Source organism: Tianweitania sp. (assembly GCF_032053605.1).
In the GTDB taxonomy this organism is placed as follows: domain Bacteria; phylum Pseudomonadota; class Alphaproteobacteria; order Rhizobiales; family Rhizobiaceae; genus Tianweitania.
The window spans coordinates 1-16,231 of the sequence record NZ_DAMBUH010000079.1 but is presented as its reverse complement, the minus strand read 5'-3'; the positions used below and the strand labels follow the sequence as shown (position 1 = coordinate 16,231).

Genomic DNA, 16,231 nt, shown 5'->3' with positions numbered 1-16,231 from the left:
GCCCCGCGCTTGATCCCGATTGCCTCGGCCCATATCGACGGCGCGCTTTATCATGGCGATTCCGGCACGCTCTTTGCCGAGCGCCTGGTGGAAGGCGGCGCCAAGGTCAGCGTGCGTGCCACCCTCAATGTCGGCGCGCTCGATCTCACCGGCTCCTGCCGCGTGCGTCTAGCCGATCATCCCCGGGATATGGCGCGGCGCATGATGAGCGCTTATCGCGCGCTCGGCTGCGAACCGAGCTGGACTTGCGCGCCCTACCAGGCCGGCCACCGTCCCGCCTTCGGCACCGATGTCGCCTGGGGCGAATCCAATGCCGTCGTGTTCTGCAACTCCGTTCTCGGCGCCCGCACCAATCGCTACGGCGACTTCCTCGACATTGCCTGTGCCATTGCCGGCCGCGCTCCCGACACCGGACTGCACCGCCCGGAAAACCGCCGTGCCAGCATCATTTTCGATGTCAGCCAGATCGATCCCGGCTTCCTTTCCTCGGACATCGCCTGGCCGATCCTCGGCACCCTTTTCGGCCGCACCGTCGGTTCCGACATCGGGGTCGTCAAAGGCATCGGGAACCATCCCGGCGAGGATGCTCTGAAAGCCTTCGGAGCGGCATCCGCTTCGGCCGGCGCGGTCGGCCTCTTCCACATCGCCGGTGTAACGCCGGAAGCGCCTGACGTCGCCGCCATATTGGCGAACGGGCCTGTTGAGGTCGTTTCAATCGACCAAACTGCGCTGCGAAACACCCAACTTGCGCTCTCGACCACCGCGTCCACCGGCCAGTTGGATGCCGTTGCGATCGGCAGTCCGCACCTCTCCTTCGCCGAAATCCGCACCCTCACCCGCCTCCTGAACGGCCGACGCGTTTGTCTCCCCTTCTACGCCTGCACCGGCCGCCACGTCCTCAAGGAGCTGGAAACGCACGGTTTGCTGGCGGATCTGACTAGCGCCGGCATCACCCTCGTCGCCGACACCTGCGTCGTCGTCACCCCTATTTTAGCCGATCTGCCGAACGGCATCCTCATGACCAACTCCGGCAAATTCGCCCATTACGCACCAGGAAACACTGGATACTCAGTGCTTTACGGCTCCCTCGCCGATTGCGTGGAAAGCGCCGTTTGCGGCCGGCCGACCTTCACCCAGGTCGCCGCATGAGGTTTCAAACCGAGATCCTGGTTCCCGGAAACGCCGGCACCGGCGAAGCCCTTGTCTTTACCCAACCCATCAGCTTCTGGGGCGGCATCGACCCCGCCAGCGGCCGCGTCACCGACGTCCGCCATCCCCAAAACGGCGCCTCCATCGCCGGCCGCGTCCTCTTCCTGCCCGGCACCATTGGCTCCTCCTCAGCCTCCGCCGTTCTGCTCGAACTCGTCCACGCCAACCACGCCCCCGCCGCCCTCATCATGGACGCACCGGATGCCATTTTGCTGCTCGGCCTGCTGGTCGCCAAGGAAATGGCCTGGCCAACGCCGATTGCGGTGCGCTTGCCGGCGGATGAACAAGGTAGGTTTGCTGGGCAGATCGTGAGTGTCGGCGAGGATGGATTACTGACGGTGGTGTGAAGCCGTGCGTCCATCGAGGCTCACTCCGCTCGCACTAGGGATGAGGACCATCGCAGCTTCGTCATCCTCGGGCTTGACCCGAGGATCCATGCCTGAACGCTCCTTTGGAAGAGCCAACGGCACCGGCAAGCGCATTCTCGTTCTTTCACCGTTCCGGCATGGATCCTCGGGTCAAGCCCGAGGATGACGAAGCGGATAGGTCAGGCTCTCGCACACCTCCCTCATCCTGAAGAGCGAGCCTCTAAGGGTTCATCCTGAGGTGCAAGCCCCCGCAATGCACTACACACCAAGCGCTACCTTCGCTGGCGAGCCTCGAAGGACGCACTAAACCCTGTTCGGCAGCACCCGATCCGGCGGGCGATGCCCATCAAGAAACGCCCGGATGTTGATGATGACCTTCTCGCCCATGTCGATGCGGCTTTCTATTGTGGCGGAGGCCATGTGCGGTAGAAGGACGACCTTGCCCTTGTTGGCGAGCTTCACGAGCTTGGGGTTCACCACCGGCTCCTGCTCGAACACGTCGAGCCCCGCACCCGCCAACTTGCCGTCCTGGATCATTCCGATCAGCGCCGCTTCGTCGACGATGTCGCCGCGCGCCGTGTTCACGAGATAGGCCGTCGGCTGCATCAAAGCCAGGCGGCGCGCCGACAGCAGGTGGAAGGTCGCCGGCGTCGAGGGACAGTTGACCGAGATGATGTCCATGCGCGCCAGCATCTGGTCTAGGCTTTCCCAATAGGTCGCCTCCAGCTCGTCTTCCACGGCCGCCGAAACATGCTTGCGATTATGGTAGTGGATCGACAGGCCGAACGCCTTGGCGCGCCTTGCAACAGCCGTACCGATGCGGCCCATGCCGACGATGCCGAGCCGCTTGCCGCCCAAGCGGCGGCCGAGCATCCAGGTCGGCGACCAGCCAGACCATTTGCCTTGGGTATGAAGGATGTTGGCACCTTCCGCCAGCCGGCGCGGCACGGCCATGATCAGCGCCATGGTCATGTCGGCGGTGTCTTCGGTCAGCACGTTGGGCGTGTTCGTGACGGTGATGCCGCGTGCGGCAGCGGCCGCGACATCGACATTGTCGACGCCGTTGCCGTAATTGGCGATGAGCTTGAGGTTGGGGCCGGCCTGCGCGATCACGGCGGCATCGATGCGGTCGCGCACGGTGGGCACCAGCACCTGCGCCTCGCCCACGGCCGCAACCAATTCCGGCTGCGTCATGATGCGATCGTCTTCGTTCAGGCGCGCGTCGAACAGCTCGCGCATGCGCGTTTCCACGGGATCGGGCAGCTTGCGGGTCAGCACGACCAGCGGTCGTTTGCGGCTCGACATGATGGACGCCCCTCCCAAAGCGGGTCTTGTTGAGACCTCTTTAACCAAGACTTGCGACACTTCGAACCGTGCCTTCAGCGTTCTCGGTCCTACCAAGCCGATGAGCGGAAGACAAAGGGAAAAGGCGGCGACAGGCCGCTCGCAAAGTCATCGGGAAATAGACCATGGAAGGCCTTCATCTTCGTTATGCGCTTCTGGCCGCCGTTGTTGCCGCCATTGCGCCCAGCGCTGCCTTCCCCGCCTTTGCACAAGACGAGTCCGTTGCGGCGCCTGATACGGCCCCAGAAGAACCAGCGGCTGCCCCGAGCGAAACGGCTGCGACGCCTGCTGCCCCCCGCCGTGGAAGCGGCCTGCCTTTGCCGCGTTTCGTCAGCCTGAAATCGGGCCGCGTCAATTCCCGCGTCGGTCCGGGCGTGAATTATGCCGTCGACTGGATGTATCTGAAGTCTGGTATGCCGATGGAAATCATCCAGGAATATGACAACTGGCGCCGCGTGCGTGACCCCGATGGTGCCGAAGGCTGGGTCAACCAGTCTCTCCTGTCCGGCCGCCGCACGGCAATCGTCGCACCCTGGCAGCGTGGCAAGCCGGATGCGGTGATTACTGTGATGGATCAGCCCAACAAGGAAGCCAGCGTCGTCGCTCGTGTCGAGCCCGGCGTGATCGGCACGATCAAGACCTGCAACGGGTCCTGGTGCGAAATGACGTTTGCGGGGCGTGAAGGCTGGATCAGCCAGGCGCTGTTGTGGGGCGCGTATCCCGGCGAAACCGTCAAGGACTAACAGAGGCGCGATCGGAACAGTCGCGTCTCAGCCGTTCTAGCGAAGAGCGTCGGCTATCCGCGCTTCGGGCGCAGGCGGATCACCACGTCGACATTGGCGATTTCCATGCCTTCCGGCGGCTGCGGCAGGCGCATGAACTGCACCGGCCCATCCAGAATATCGACGACGCGATTCTCGCCTTCGACATAGAAGTGGTGGTGATCGGACGTGTTCGTGTCGAAATAGGTCTTGGCGCCTTCCACGGCGAGAATGCGCAGCATCCCGGCTTCGGTGAACTGGTGCAGCGCGTTGTAGACGGTCGCCAGCGATACCGGAACGCCCGCAATGCAGGCTTCCTCGTGCAGCTCTTCGGCCGAAAGGTGCCTGTCGCCCTGTGCGAAGATGAGGCTGGCGAGTGCGACGCGCTGACGCGTCGGGCGCAGGCCCGCTTCGCGTACCCGCTTTTCAACCACCTGCCAGTCCAAGGCTGCTTCGCTCATAATGCTCCAAGCATTGTTGATGGGGCACCGTTCTGCGGGCGCATCAATGCCCTATAATCGCCCTGTAGCTTTGAAAAGCATATATTCTGTCGCGGCAAACTGATCAATAGCGGCACGTTGACCCGACCTCGCAAGCGGGCTAATCGCGGACAGCTGCAATTGCTATAGTGAACGCAGCAGACCAGAAACAAGACCGGCATGACCCAGTCGATGCGCCGGAGGGAGACACGAACAGCATGGCCGACCGCAAGACGAGCTTCGACTACGAGGATCTGCTGGCCTGCGCACGCGGCGACCTCTTCGGGCCCGGCAATGCGCAGCTGCCCGCGCCGCCGATGCTGATGTTCGATCGTATCACCGATATCAGCGAAACCGGTGGCGAGTTCGACAAGGGCTATATCCGCGCCGAGTTCGACATCCATCCGGATCTCTGGTTCTTCCCCTGCCACTTTCCCGGCAATCCGATCATGCCCGGCTGTCTCGGCCTGGATGCCATGTGGCAGCTGACCGGCTTTTATCTCGGCTGGCTTGGCGAGCCCGGCAAGGGCATGGCGCTGTCGACCGGCGAAGTGAAGTTCAAGGGCATGGTCACCCCTTCGGTGAAGAAGGTGGAGTATGGCGTCGACTTCAAGCGCGTGATGCGCGGACGCCTGGTGCTGGGCATTGCCGATGGCTGGTTGAAGGCCGATGGCGAACAGATCTACAAGGCAACCGATCTGAAGGTCGGCCTGTCCAAGCAAGAAGCCGTCGGCACAGCCGTTTAAGTTGACCGGAACGCCAAAAGCGGAGTTGAAGCCATGAGACGCGTCGTCGTAAGCGGTCTGGGCATCGTATCGTCCATCGGAAACAATGCCGACGAGGTCACCGCCTCGCTGCGCGATGCGAAGTCCGGCATCAGCTTTTCGCAAAGCTTTTCCGATCACGGCTTCAAGTGCCAGGTCTGGGGTTCCCCCGAGATCGACGCGGCCGCCGAGGTGGATCGCCGCGCTGCGCGGTTCCTGTCGCAAGGCGGCATGTGGAACCACATCGCCATGAAGCAGGCGATCGCCGATGCCGGCCTCCAGGAAGGCGAGTTCACCAACGAGCGCACCGGCATCATCATGGGCTCGGGCGGTCCGTCCACGCGCACCATCGTGGAAGCCGCAGAAATCACCGAAAAGAACAACAGCCCTAAGCGCATCGGGCCGTTTGCCGTGCCGAAGGCGATGTCGTCCACGGCATCCGCGACGCTCGCGACCTGGTTCAAGATCCACGGCGTGAACTATTCGATCTCGTCGGCCTGCTCGACCTCGGCGCATTGCATCGGCAATGCTGCGGAGATGATCCAGTGGGGCAAGCAGGACATGATGTTTGCCGGCGGCCACGAGGATCTCGACTGGTCCATGTCGAACCTGTTCGACGCGATGGGTGCGATGTCGTCGAAGTACAACGACCGCGCTTCCGTCGCCTCACGCGCTTATGACGTGGACCGCGACGGTTTCGTAATCGCGGGCGGTGCGGGCGTGCTGGTTCTGGAAGAACTGGAACATGCCAAGGCGCGTGGCGCCAAAATCTATTGCGAGCTCGTCGGCTACGGCGCGACCTCTGATGGCTACGACATGGTCGCGCCATCGGGCGAAGGCGCCATTCGCTGCATGCGGCAGGCATTGTCGACCGTCAACGGCAAGGTCGACTACGTCAACACGCACGGCACCTCGACGCCGGTGGGCGACTCCAAGGAAATGGGTGCGATCCGCGAAGTGTTCGGCTCGGAGATGCCGCACATTTCCTCGACCAAGTCGCTGACCGGCCATTCGCTGGGTGCTGCGGGCGTGCAGGAATCGATCTATTCGATCCTGATGATGCAGAACAACTTCATCGGCAAGAGCGCGCATATCGAAACGCTGGACCCCGAATTCGAAGGCATGCCGGTGGTGCGCGAGCGCATCGACAACGCCGGAATCAACACCGTTTTGTCGAACTCCTTCGGCTTCGGCGGCACCAATGCGACGCTGGTGTTCCAGCGCCTCGCCGACTGATCGGCGGTATACGAGGGACATCATGGACGGTTTGATGAAGGGCAAGCGCGGCCTCGTAATGGGCGTCGCGAACGATCACTCGATTGCCTGGGGCATCGCCCAGAAGCTGTATGAACACGGCGCGGAGTTGGCCTTCACCTATCAGGGGGAAGCCTTCGGTCGTCGCGTCAAGCCGCTGGCCGAAAAGGTCGGTGCGGGCGATCTCACCTTGCCCTGCGACGTGGAAGACAGCGCATCCGTCGATGCAACTATCGCTGCTCTCGAAAAGGCCTGGGGCAAGCTCGACTTCATCGTTCACGCCATCGGCTTCTCCGACAAGAACGAGTTGAAGGGCCTTTACGCCGACACGACCAAGGAGAATTTCATCCGCACGATGGTGATCTCCTGTTATTCGTTCACGGAAGTGGCGCGCAAGGCGGCTGCGATCATGAACGATGGCGGCTCAATGATCACGCTGACCTATGCGGGTTCGGTACGAGTCATGCCGAACTACAACGTCATGGGCGTGGCGAAGGCCGGTCTTGAAGCGTCCGTCCGCTATCTCGCCAATGATTACGGCCCGCGCGGCATTCGCGTGAACGGTCTGTCGGCAGGCCCGGTGCGCACGCTGGCCGGCGCCGGCATTGCCGATGCCCGTCACATGTTCTCGTTCCAGCAGCGCAATGCGCCGCTGCGCCGTCCCGTGACGCTGGAAGAGATCGGCGGTTCGGCTCTCTACCTGCTGTCGGACCTGTCGGGCGGCGTCACCGGTGAAATCCACTACGTGGATTCCGGCTACCACATCGTATCCATGCCGACGCTTTCAGAGCTGAAGCGGACGGACGAGGGCTGAGCCAAACACCGCAGGACAGCGGCGTTTCTTCCATCGTCACGAACAGACATCAACAGGCCCTTCGGGGCCTGTTTTCCGTTCAAGCCATCACTTACGCCGCCCGGCTCCGTTTCGGCGGGCTGGAGCACCGGGCCGGCCGCTGGACTTCGCCTGCGTTGCAGCCCGCGCCATGTTGCGCGTTTGCGGCTCCGCCGCCCACAGGATCTTGTAGTCGTCGTTGCGGGTGAGTTCACCAGTCTCGGCAAACACGGCGGTTAGCGCGGGCTCATAGGGCAGGCCGCGATTGGCAACCAGGAAAAGCCGCCCCTTGCCCTTGAGCGCTTTCGCTGCGGCACGGATCAGACCGGTGCCCAGATCAGGCTCCGCCGCATGACCACCTGCATGAAACGGCGGGTTCATCACCACAGCGTCGTAAACGCGTTCCACTGGCTCACCAACGAGATCCTTCCAGAAGAAGTCGATAGGCTTCTCCGCACCCTGCAAAGCCGCTCTGGCAGCCTCCAGCGAGGCATGATCGGCTTCGTAGAGGTCGACGCTGCAGATGCGCTCGCGGCGGATCAGATCGCCCGCGAGAAAACCCCAGCCGGCGCAGAAATCCGCGACGTCGCCCTTCAGGTCGGCAGGAAGGCTTTCGAGCAGGAACACCGAGCCGGGATCGGCATGGCCATGCGAAAACATGCCGGGCCGGGTTTCAAACGAACCGACGCTTTCGGCTTCCGCTTCCGGCAGCTGTTTCTCACCGTTGCGCATCCAGAACACCACGCCGTGATGCTTGGCGGCATGATCCTCGATCTCGGTGAGCTCGGCGAGACGCTTGCGCAGACTGTCGCCGCCATCCTTCTTGGATGCCGCCACGACGATCAGCCCGCCCGGCTTCACCCGCCGCTGCGCTTGCGCAATCCAGCCTTCGTTCTGGCCTCGATGCTTGGAGCCCAGCACAAGCGCCAGATCATAGTCCTCGCCCTCCCCTTCCGGCACGACCTGCACGCCCTGCCGCTGCAGGCCGAGGAAGTCGGGACGGAAACCCTGCACAGCGGTGATCGCTGCCTCGAAGCCCTCCGGCTTGCGCCAGCCAGGACGAGCGCCAAAGAAAAGCGCACTTGTGCCGGTAGCAGGCAGATCGATCAGCCCGGCTTCGAAAGGGTGGAACAGGGTTTTGAGCGCGTCGTCGGTCATGTGCAGGCCAATCAAGATTAAGGGGTAGTGCGTCCTTCGAGGCTCGCTGCGCTCGCACCTCAGGATGAGGACGGTCGCGTCAGGTCTGACGATCCTGTGGGCTCGACTCGAGGAGGATGGATCTTCCTGCTGAGATGACGCTTCCGAGGTGGCGCTTAGCGCGACGGTCCTCATCCTGAGGTGCGAGCCCGCACAACCGTGAAGGTGAACACGCAATCCTTGCAACGGCGAGCCTCGAAGGACGCACCTGCGTCTACAAAGCAAAAAGGCGCGCCCCTCGCGAGGCGCGCCCTTTTCAATCAATCAGTCAGCAGAAGCTCAGGCAGCGTCTTCGTCGCCGTCCTGCTTCTTTTCCTTGGCCAGTTCCTTGCCGGTTTCCTGATCGACGACCTTCATCGACAGGCGAACCTTGCCGCGCTCGTCGAAGCCCATGAGCTTCACGAAGACCTTCTGGCCTTCCTTGACGACGTCGGTGGTCTTGGCAACGCGCTCGCTCGAAAGCTGCGAGATGTGGACCAGACCGTCCTTCGGGCCGAAGAAGTTGACGAAAGCGCCGAAGTCGGCGGTCTTGACGACCGTGCCTTCGTAGATTTCGCCGACTTCCGGCTCAGCCACGATCGTGTGGATCCACTTGCGGGCGGCCTCGATCTCCTTGGCGGAAGACGACGCGATCTTCACCGTGCCGTCGTCCTCGATGTTGATCTTGGCGCCGGTCTTTTCGACGATCTCGCGGATCACCTTGCCGCCCGAGCCGATCACGTCACGGATCTTGTCGGTCGGGATCTGCATGACCTCGATGCGCGGTGCGAACTCGCCGAGTTCCGAACGGCCTTCGGTCAGGGCACTGGCCATTTCGCCGAGGATGTGGAGACGGCCATCCTTGGCTTGGTCGAGTGCGACCTTCATGATCTCCTCGGTAATGCCATCGATCTTGATGTCCATCTGGAGCGAGGTGATGCCGTTCTCGGTGCCGGCGACCTTGAAGTCCATGTCGCCGAGGTGATCTTCATCGCCCAGGATGTCGGACAGAACCGCGAAACGGTCGCCTTCCTTGATCAGGCCCATTGCGATACCGGCAACTGGACGCTGCAGCGGAACGCCTGCATCCATGAGAGCCAGCGAGGTGCCGCAGACGGTCGCCATCGAAGACGAACCGTTGGACTCGGTGATCTCGGACACTGCACGCAGCGTGTAGGGGAACTGCTCAGGCGTCGGCAGCATCGGACGGATTGCGCGCCAGGCCAGCTTGCCGTGACCGATTTCGCGGCGGCCGGGCGAGCCCATGCGGCCGGTTTCACCAACCGAGTAAGGCGGGAAGTTGTAGTGAAGGAGGAAGCGCTCCTTGTACATGCCCGTCAGCGAATCGACATACTGCTCGTCCTCGCCGGTGCCCAGCGTGGCAACAACCAGCGCCTGGGTTTCGCCGCGGGTGAACAGGGCCGAGCCGTGGGTGCGCGGCAGAACGCCGACTTCCGACACGATCTGGCGAACGGTCTTGAGATCGCGGCCATCGATACGCGAACCGGTGTCGAGGATGTTGCCGCGAACGACCTTGGCCTGGACGTCCTTGAACACGGCGCCGACCTGCTCGGCCGTGTATTCGGCTTCGCCGCCTTCGGGGAACAGGGCAGTCTTCACCTTTGCCTTGGCGGCATCGATGGCAGCATAGCGATCCTGCTTCTGCGTGATCTTGTAGGCATCGCGCAGATCAGATTCAGCGGCTGCGAGGATCTTGCCTTCCAGCGCCGAATTGTCGGCAGCCGTATGCTCGCGCGGCTCCTTGGCAGCGACTTCCGCCAGCTTGATGATCGCGTCGAGAACCGGCTTGAAGCCGTTCTGGCCGAACACGACGGCGCCGAGCATGATCTCTTCCGAAAGCTCCTTGGCTTCCGACTCGACCATCAAAACGGCGTCAGCGGTGCCGGCGACAACGAGGTCGAGCTTCGATTCCGGCATCTCGTCGAGATGCGGGTTCAGGATGTATTCGCCGTTGACGTAGCCAACGCGCGCACCGCCGATCGGGCCCATGAACGGAACGCCGGACAGCGTCAGGGCAGCAGACGCCGCAACCATCGACACGATGTCGGGATTATTCTCAAGGTCATGCTGCAGAACGGTGATCACGACCTGCGTGTCGTTCTTGTAGCCATCGGCGAAGAGCGGGCGGATCGGACGGTCGATCAGGCGCGAAACCAACGTCTCGTTTTCCGACGGACGGCCTTCGCGCTTGAAGTAGCCGCCCGGGATCTTGCCGGCGGCATAGGTCTTTTCCTGATAGTTGACGGTCAGCGGGAAGAAGTCCTGACCGGGCTTCGGCGCCTTGGCCGAAACAACAGTGGCGAGCACGACGCTTTCGCCATAGGTCGCCAGCACGGCGCCGTCAGCCTGACGTGCGATCTTGCCGGTTTCCAGGATGAGCGGACGGCCGCCCCATTCGATTTCCACTTTGTGGTGCTTGAACATATCTTATCCTCTTTGTGCCGGCCGCTCGGCGCTTACCTAGCGCGAGACCCAATCCGGCTCCTACGGGCAAACCCGCCACGGGCAAGACAACGGGAGGCTCCAAAGCGAGCCACCTGCAATCCTGCCCCATGACCGGTTCAGGGTAGCTTCGGAACCCGCGCTTCACGGGCCGCAGCCATGTGGATCGTGTCAACGATCCCTGTGCGATCGGCCGACGACCCATGGGCCGCCGGCCGATCAGATCAGTGTGTCAACGCAGCAAAAGCCACGTGATCTTAGCGACGCAGACCAAGCTTTTCGATCAGCGTCTGGTAGCGGGCGGTATCCTTGGCATTGAGGTAGTCAAGGAGACGACGGCGCTGCGACACAAGCTTCAGAAGGCCACGACGGGAGTGGTTGTCCTTCTTGTGGTCCTTGAAGTGCTCGGTCAGGTTACGAATGCGTTCGGAAAGGATCGCGACCTGGACTTCCGGCGAACCGGTGTCACCCTTGACGGTTGCGAATTCCCCAAGCAATTCTTGTTTGCGCTCAGCAGTGATCGACATCGGATGTTCCTTTCGAAAGGGAGGAAGGGGACGCCTGCGGCCGGGATGTCGTCCAGCGGAGGCCATGAAGGCGATAGGCGCAAACGCCTAAGGCTGGCGCGCATATAGGCGAAGATGCGCCGATTTACCAGCAAATTGTTTCCGCGCCACGGCTGCCGCTTCAAAGCCAGCGCCGCCATCGGAAGTACAGGAAAAGTAGAACTCCGATCACCGCCATAGAGGCGAGCGCTGCCGGATAGCCATAATACCATTGCAGTTCCGGCATGTTCCACGGCGATACCTGCGGATCGAAATTCATCCCCCATACGCCGGCCAGAAAGGTCAGCGGGATGAAGATGGCGGAGACGATGGTGAGGAGGTTGATGACCTCGTTGGTCTTGGCCTGGGCCATCGACATATGCATCTCGATGAGACCGGTCACGGTTTCGCGGTAGGTTTCCACGATCTCAATGGCGCTGGCGACATGATCGAGCGTGTCGCGCAGATAGATCTTGGTTTCAGCCGTGAGAAAAGGGGCGTCCGATCGGAGCAGACCTGAAATGGCGTCGCGCAAAGGCCACAGCCATCGCTTGAACGCGATCAGGTTGTGGCGGATGCGATGCAGGTCGGCCAGTTGCCCTCTTTCCCAGCAGGCGACCATGTCGTCCTCGATCTGATCGATCGCCGCACCTGTTGCCTCGACATGCGGAAAATAGCTGTCCACCACGGCATCGATCAGGGCATAGGCGAGATAATCGGCCTTTCGAGCGCGGAGGCGGTTTCCGCCGTTGGCTTCGATGCGCTTGCGTACGGGATCAAAGGGATCGCCCGGCCGCTCGCCGAAGGTGATGACGAAACCCTCCCCGAAGAACACGCCGATCTGTTCGTAGCGGTGGGTCTGATCGTCATCGATGGCGTACAGCACGACAAAGGCGTGCTCATCATAGAAGTCGGACTTCGGCCGCTGTCCGGTGTTGACGGTGTCTTCCAGCGCAAGCGCATGAAGGTCGAAGATCTTGCCGAGCTCGGCGATCAGCGAGACATCGCCGAGCCCCACACAATCTACCCAAATGGCAGGCCATTCAGCCTTCAGACGGCGGATATCTTCAAGGTTGACGCTTGGATAGACCTTGTAGCCCTGGGGCGACATCACGGTTGCGGAGAGCGTTGACTGGATCGCGCTGGGATCGGCGATCAGCGTTCCGGGCGATGCGCCGACGGGCGAGCGTTTGACGCGGCGCCGGCCGTGGCGCCGGACGCTGGACTTCTCGGTCATGCCTGTTCTCCGCTGGCTGCGATCATTCTAGAGCGCAGCCATGACGGCGGAAAGACCGCTCAGGCCGTGAAGACGCGCTTGGGCTTGAACTGCCCGCCTTCGACGGCGCCGATAGCCACCAGCTTGCCGCGAACGGTGGCGCAGGCTTCTTCGGCTTCGATCGGCGCATCGCGTCCGCGCACGATCACCGGGTTGCCCAAACGCACGCGCTGGGCGGCTTCGTCGGTCAGCGGGACTTGCGGCAGGCAGTCCAAAGCCGCAGCCGTTTCAACGACATAGCCGTCCATCACGGAGAAATCCGGACGCGCCACGTCGTCTTCGCTGATGGCCGGGCGCGCCGCTTCGAGTTCTCCGACCGTGACGAAATCCTCGTCGGTGAAGGGGTCGACAGCAAGACGGCGCAGGGTGGAGATATGGCCGTAGCAACCAAGCTGACGGCCCATGTCACGGGCCAGCGAGCGGACGTAAGTCCCCTTACCGCATTCCACCTCGAACTCGGTGGAATTGTCGTCGTGGTGGATGATGTCGAGGCGATCGATCTCGACTTCACGAGCCGGTATTTCGACGGCCTCACCTTCGCGTGCGAGGTCATAAGCGCGCTCGCCACCGATCTTGATGGCGGAAAAAACCGGAGGAATTTGCGAAATTACCCCGATATAATCCGCCAAAATGCCGGAAACTTCCGCTTTTGTCGGCCGATTTTCCGAGTTTTGCGTCGCAACGCCCTCTAAATCGTCGGTGTTCCGCTCCTCGCCCCAGGTCACGGTGAAGCGATAGACCTTGGTGCCGTCCATTACGTAAGGCACGGTCTTCGTCGCCTCGCCGAGCGCGATCGGCAGCATGCCGGAGGCGAGCGGATCGAGCGTGCCGGCATGGCCTGCCTTGTCGGCGTTGAACAGCCACTTCACCTTCGAGACCGCTTCGGTGGAGCCCATGCCGACAGGCTTGTCGAGCACGACCCAACCGGAAACCGGACGGCCCTTCTTCTTGCCGCGACGACCCATCAGTTCTGCTCCTCGCCATCTTCGTCATCGAGGTCGCGCGCAACCTCGGGCGAGCGAAGCAGCGCGTCGATCTTGGCGTAGTTGTCGAAGCTGGTGTCGATGCGGAAGCGGACTTCCGGCATGTATTTCATCTGGCGCAAGGCGTGGCTCATCCTGCCACGAATGAACTTGGCATGATGGTTCAAAGCCTTGATGACGGCCTCGTCATCCTTGGCGCCGAGCGGCGAAACGAATGCGGTGGCGATCTTGAGGTCGGGCGACATGCGCACTTCCGAAATCGAGATCACGGTCGCTTCAACCACGTCGTCACGCACCTCGCCGCGCTGAAGCACTTCGGCAATGGCATGACGCACCTGTTCGCCAACGCGCAGCTGGCGCTGGGACGGGCCATTATTCTGATTCTTGGACATAGATACAAATCCAGCAAGCGGCGGAGCGGGTTCGAACCGCTTCGCCGCAGTTGGCAAAAATAACGAAGACAACTGCCGGTTGGTGCCGGCAGTTTGATCTTCAGCTTACAGCGTGCGCGTCACCATCTCGACGCGGAAGCACTCGATGACATCGCCCTGGCGAATGTCTTCGTAGTTCTGGAAGGCCATGCCGCATTCCTGGCCGACCGGGACCTCGCCCACTTCGTCCTTGAAGCGCTTCAGGGTCTTCAGCGTGCCTTCGTGGATCACGACGTTGTCGCGGATCAAACGCACGCCCGCACCACGTTCGACCTTGCCTTCGGTGACGCGGCAACCCGCGACCTTGCCGGTCTTGGTGATGTTGAACACTTCCAGGATTTCGGCATTGCCGAGGAAGGTTTCGCGACGTTCCGGCGACAGAAGGCCCGACATCGCCTGCTTCACGTCATCCACGAGGTTGTAGATGATGTTGTAGTAGCGAACCTCGATGCCGCCCTGCTCGGCTGCCGTACGCGCCTGCTTGTTGGCACGCACGTTGAAGCCGATGATGACCGCATTCGACGTTTCGGCCAGCGACACGTCGCTTTCCGTGATCGCACCCGCGCCGACATGAACGATGCGCGCGCGCACTTCATCCGTGCCGAGCTTGTCCAGCGCCGCCACGATGGCTTCGGCCGAACCCTGCACGTCGGCCTTGACGACCAGCGGGAACTCCTTGAGACCGGAATTCTGCAGCTGCGACATCATCTGCTCGAGCGAGCCGCGCTGGCCGGACTGGCGTGCTGCTGCCTTTTCGCGAGCCAGACGCATGCGATATTCGGAAATCTCGCGAGCGCGGGCTTCGTTTTCGACAACGGCGAAGCGATCACCAGCCGCCGGCGTACCGGACAGGCCGAGAACCTCGACCGGCATGGATGGGCCAGCTTCCGGCACGGTCTTGCCCTGATCGTTCACCAGCGCGCGAACCTTGCCGTAGACATTGCCGGCAACCAGAATGTCGCCGGTGCGCAGCGTGCCCGTTTGCACCAGGATGGTGGCAACAGGACCGCGGCCCTTGTCGAGCTGGGCTTCGATGACGACGCCTTCCGCGGTACGATCCGGGTTGGCGCTGAGGTCGAGGATTTCTGCCTGCAACAGGATGGCTTCGAGCAGCTTGTCGAGACCGGCGCCCGTCTTGGCGGACACCTCGACGTCAAGCACTTCACCGCCCATGGATTCCACGAACACTTCGTGCTGCAGAAGCTGGGTGCGGACCTTCTGTGCGTCAGCCGACGGCTTGTCGATCTTGTTGATCGCCACGATGATTGGCACACCGGCCGACTTGGCATGGCTGATCGACTCGATCGTCTGCGGCATGACGCTGTCGTCAGCAGCCACAACCAGAACGGCGATATCGGTTGCCTGCGCACCGCGGGCACGCATGGCCGTAAAGGCTTCGTGGCCCGGCGTGTCGAGGAAGGTGATCTTCTGACCGTTCTTCTCGACCTGGTAGGCGCCGATATGCTGGGTAATGCCGCCGGCTTCGCCGGACACGACGCTGGCGCTGCGGATAGCATCGAGCAGCGAGGTCTTGCCGTGATCGACGTGACCCATGATCGTGACCACAGGCGAACGCGTTTGCAGCGTTGTGGCCTCGTCCTGAACGCCGAACAAACCTTCTTCGATGTCGCTATCGGCAACGCGGCGGACCGTGTGACCGAATTCGCCTGCCACCAGTTCCGCGGTGTCGGCATCAAGCACATCGCCGGGGACCATCATGGTGCCCTGCTTCATGAAATACTTGATGAGATCAACAGCGCGCTCCGACATACGGGCGGCGAGATCCTGGATCGTGATGGTTTCCGGCAGCACGACTTCGCGCGAAATCTTCTCGCGCTCGCCCTGATGCATGGAGCGCTTGAACTTTTCCTGGCGACGACGCATCGACGACAGCGAACGGGAGCGTCCGTCGCCATCCGAAGTCGCGGCGGTCAACGTCAGCTTGCCACGGCGACGATCCTCTTCGCCCTTGGTCTTGGTCGGCTTGGCAGGCACGGCTTCCGGCTTCAGCGGCGTGCGACGGATCGCGGCACCAGCACCGGCGGCAGGCGAAGTTGCCGGGGTGGCTGCAGCAACGCTGCGCGGCTTGGCGATCGGCTTTTCTTCTTCCTCATCGGCCGTGTCCGTTTGAGGGGCGCGACGGCGAGCTTCTTCCTCGGCGCGGCGACGCGCTTCGGCTTCGGCCTGGATGCGGGCTTCTTCTTCGGCCTGACGGCGCGCGGATTCCAGACGCTCGCGCTGACGGCGCTCGTCTTCTTCGGCGCGACGCTTGGCGTCTTCAACGGCGCGGGCGCGCTCTTCGACTTCGCGAACCTTGGCGTCTTCAAGAGCGCGACGACGCGCATC

15 protein-coding genes are annotated in these 16,231 nt (G+C 62.3%); 6 read left to right on the top strand and 9 right to left on the bottom strand.

Going from position 1 to position 16,231, the window contains the following annotated elements:
- A partial coding sequence (locus RTX98_RS15510) for an aconitase X catalytic domain-containing protein (protein WP_312797745.1) occupies positions 1–1,149 on the top strand: 1,149 nt, incomplete at its 5' end.
- Positions 1,146–1,556 carry an aconitase X swivel domain-containing protein gene (locus RTX98_RS15505; RefSeq protein ID WP_312797744.1) on the top strand — a complete coding sequence of 137 codons (411 nt, stop codon included), beginning with the start codon at positions 1,146–1,148 and terminating at the stop codon, positions 1,554–1,556. The genes RTX98_RS15510 and RTX98_RS15505, both read left to right, overlap by 4 nt.
- 324 nt (positions 1,557–1,880) lie before the next feature.
- Here the strand turns inward: RTX98_RS15505 and RTX98_RS15500 are convergent, their stop codons facing one another.
- Positions 1,881–2,882, bottom strand: coding sequence for a D-glycerate dehydrogenase (locus tag RTX98_RS15500; RefSeq protein WP_312797743.1), 1,002 nt, complete (start codon positions 2,880–2,882; stop codon positions 1,881–1,883).
- 164 nt (positions 2,883–3,046) lie between these two features.
- On the opposite strand from RTX98_RS15500, the gene RTX98_RS15495 reads away from it, so the two are divergent.
- Positions 3,047–3,664 carry an SH3 domain-containing protein gene (locus RTX98_RS15495; RefSeq protein ID WP_312797742.1) on the top strand — a complete coding sequence of 206 codons (618 nt, stop codon included), beginning with the start codon at positions 3,047–3,049 and terminating at the stop codon, positions 3,662–3,664.
- Between the two features lie 53 nt (positions 3,665–3,717).
- On the opposite strand, the gene irrA is transcribed toward RTX98_RS15495, so the two are convergent.
- Positions 3,718–4,143: an iron response transcriptional regulator IrrA gene (gene irrA / locus RTX98_RS15490; protein WP_312797741.1), complete on the bottom strand. Its 426-nt coding sequence runs from the start codon at positions 4,141–4,143 to the stop codon at positions 3,718–3,720.
- Positions 4,144–4,379: 236 nt separating this feature from the next.
- Between irrA and fabA the strand changes: the two genes are divergently transcribed.
- The 3 genes from fabA to fabI are packed head-to-tail and all read left to right on the top strand — an operon-like array spanning position 4,380 to position 6,993.
- Entirely contained in the window at positions 4,380–4,907 is a 528-nt protein-coding gene (fabA, locus tag RTX98_RS15485) for a 3-hydroxyacyl-[acyl-carrier-protein] dehydratase FabA (RefSeq protein ID WP_189503838.1), read from the top strand.
- A gap of 33 nt (positions 4,908–4,940) precedes the next feature.
- Positions 4,941–6,161, top strand: a complete 1,221-nt coding sequence (gene fabB, locus RTX98_RS15480) for a beta-ketoacyl-ACP synthase I (RefSeq protein ID WP_312797739.1) — start codon at positions 4,941–4,943, stop codon at positions 6,159–6,161.
- A gap of 22 nt (positions 6,162–6,183) precedes the next feature.
- The gene (gene fabI, locus RTX98_RS15475; protein ID WP_189503843.1) at positions 6,184–6,993 is read left to right on the top strand and encodes an enoyl-ACP reductase FabI; all 810 of its coding nucleotides are present in this window, start codon (positions 6,184–6,186) and stop codon (positions 6,991–6,993) included.
- Between the two features lie 87 nt (positions 6,994–7,080).
- On the opposite strand, the gene RTX98_RS15470 is transcribed toward fabI, so the two are convergent.
- The 7 genes from RTX98_RS15470 to infB form a co-directional block, all read right to left on the bottom strand.
- Positions 7,081–8,169, bottom strand: a complete 1,089-nt coding sequence (locus RTX98_RS15470; RefSeq protein ID WP_312797737.1) for a class I SAM-dependent methyltransferase — start codon at positions 8,167–8,169, stop codon at positions 7,081–7,083.
- A 318-nt stretch (positions 8,170–8,487) separates the two neighbouring features.
- Entirely contained in the window at positions 8,488–10,632 is a 2,145-nt protein-coding gene (pnp, locus tag RTX98_RS15465) for a polyribonucleotide nucleotidyltransferase (protein ID WP_312797735.1), read from the bottom strand.
- Positions 10,633–10,907: 275 nt separating this feature from the next.
- Complete coding sequence (gene rpsO / locus RTX98_RS15460) at positions 10,908–11,177, bottom strand: 30S ribosomal protein S15 (RefSeq protein WP_189503849.1); 270 nt, start codon at positions 11,175–11,177, stop codon at positions 10,908–10,910.
- A gap of 160 nt (positions 11,178–11,337) precedes the next feature.
- The gene (gene corA, locus RTX98_RS15455) at positions 11,338–12,432 is read right to left on the bottom strand and encodes a magnesium/cobalt transporter CorA (RefSeq protein WP_312797733.1); all 1,095 of its coding nucleotides are present in this window, start codon (positions 12,430–12,432) and stop codon (positions 11,338–11,340) included.
- Positions 12,433–12,491: 59 nt separating this feature from the next.
- Positions 12,492–13,436 (bottom strand): tRNA pseudouridine(55) synthase TruB, encoded by a 945-nt coding sequence (gene truB, locus RTX98_RS15450; protein WP_312797731.1) that lies wholly within the window; start codon positions 13,434–13,436, stop codon positions 12,492–12,494.
- The gene (rbfA, locus tag RTX98_RS15445; RefSeq protein WP_312797729.1) at positions 13,436–13,846 is read right to left on the bottom strand and encodes a 30S ribosome-binding factor RbfA; all 411 of its coding nucleotides are present in this window, start codon (positions 13,844–13,846) and stop codon (positions 13,436–13,438) included. The genes truB and rbfA overlap by 1 nt, the downstream gene beginning before the upstream one ends.
- 105 nt (positions 13,847–13,951) lie before the next feature.
- Positions 13,952–16,231 (bottom strand): translation initiation factor IF-2 (gene infB / locus RTX98_RS15440; RefSeq protein WP_312797728.1); only part of this gene is annotated, 2,280 nt, incomplete at its 5' end.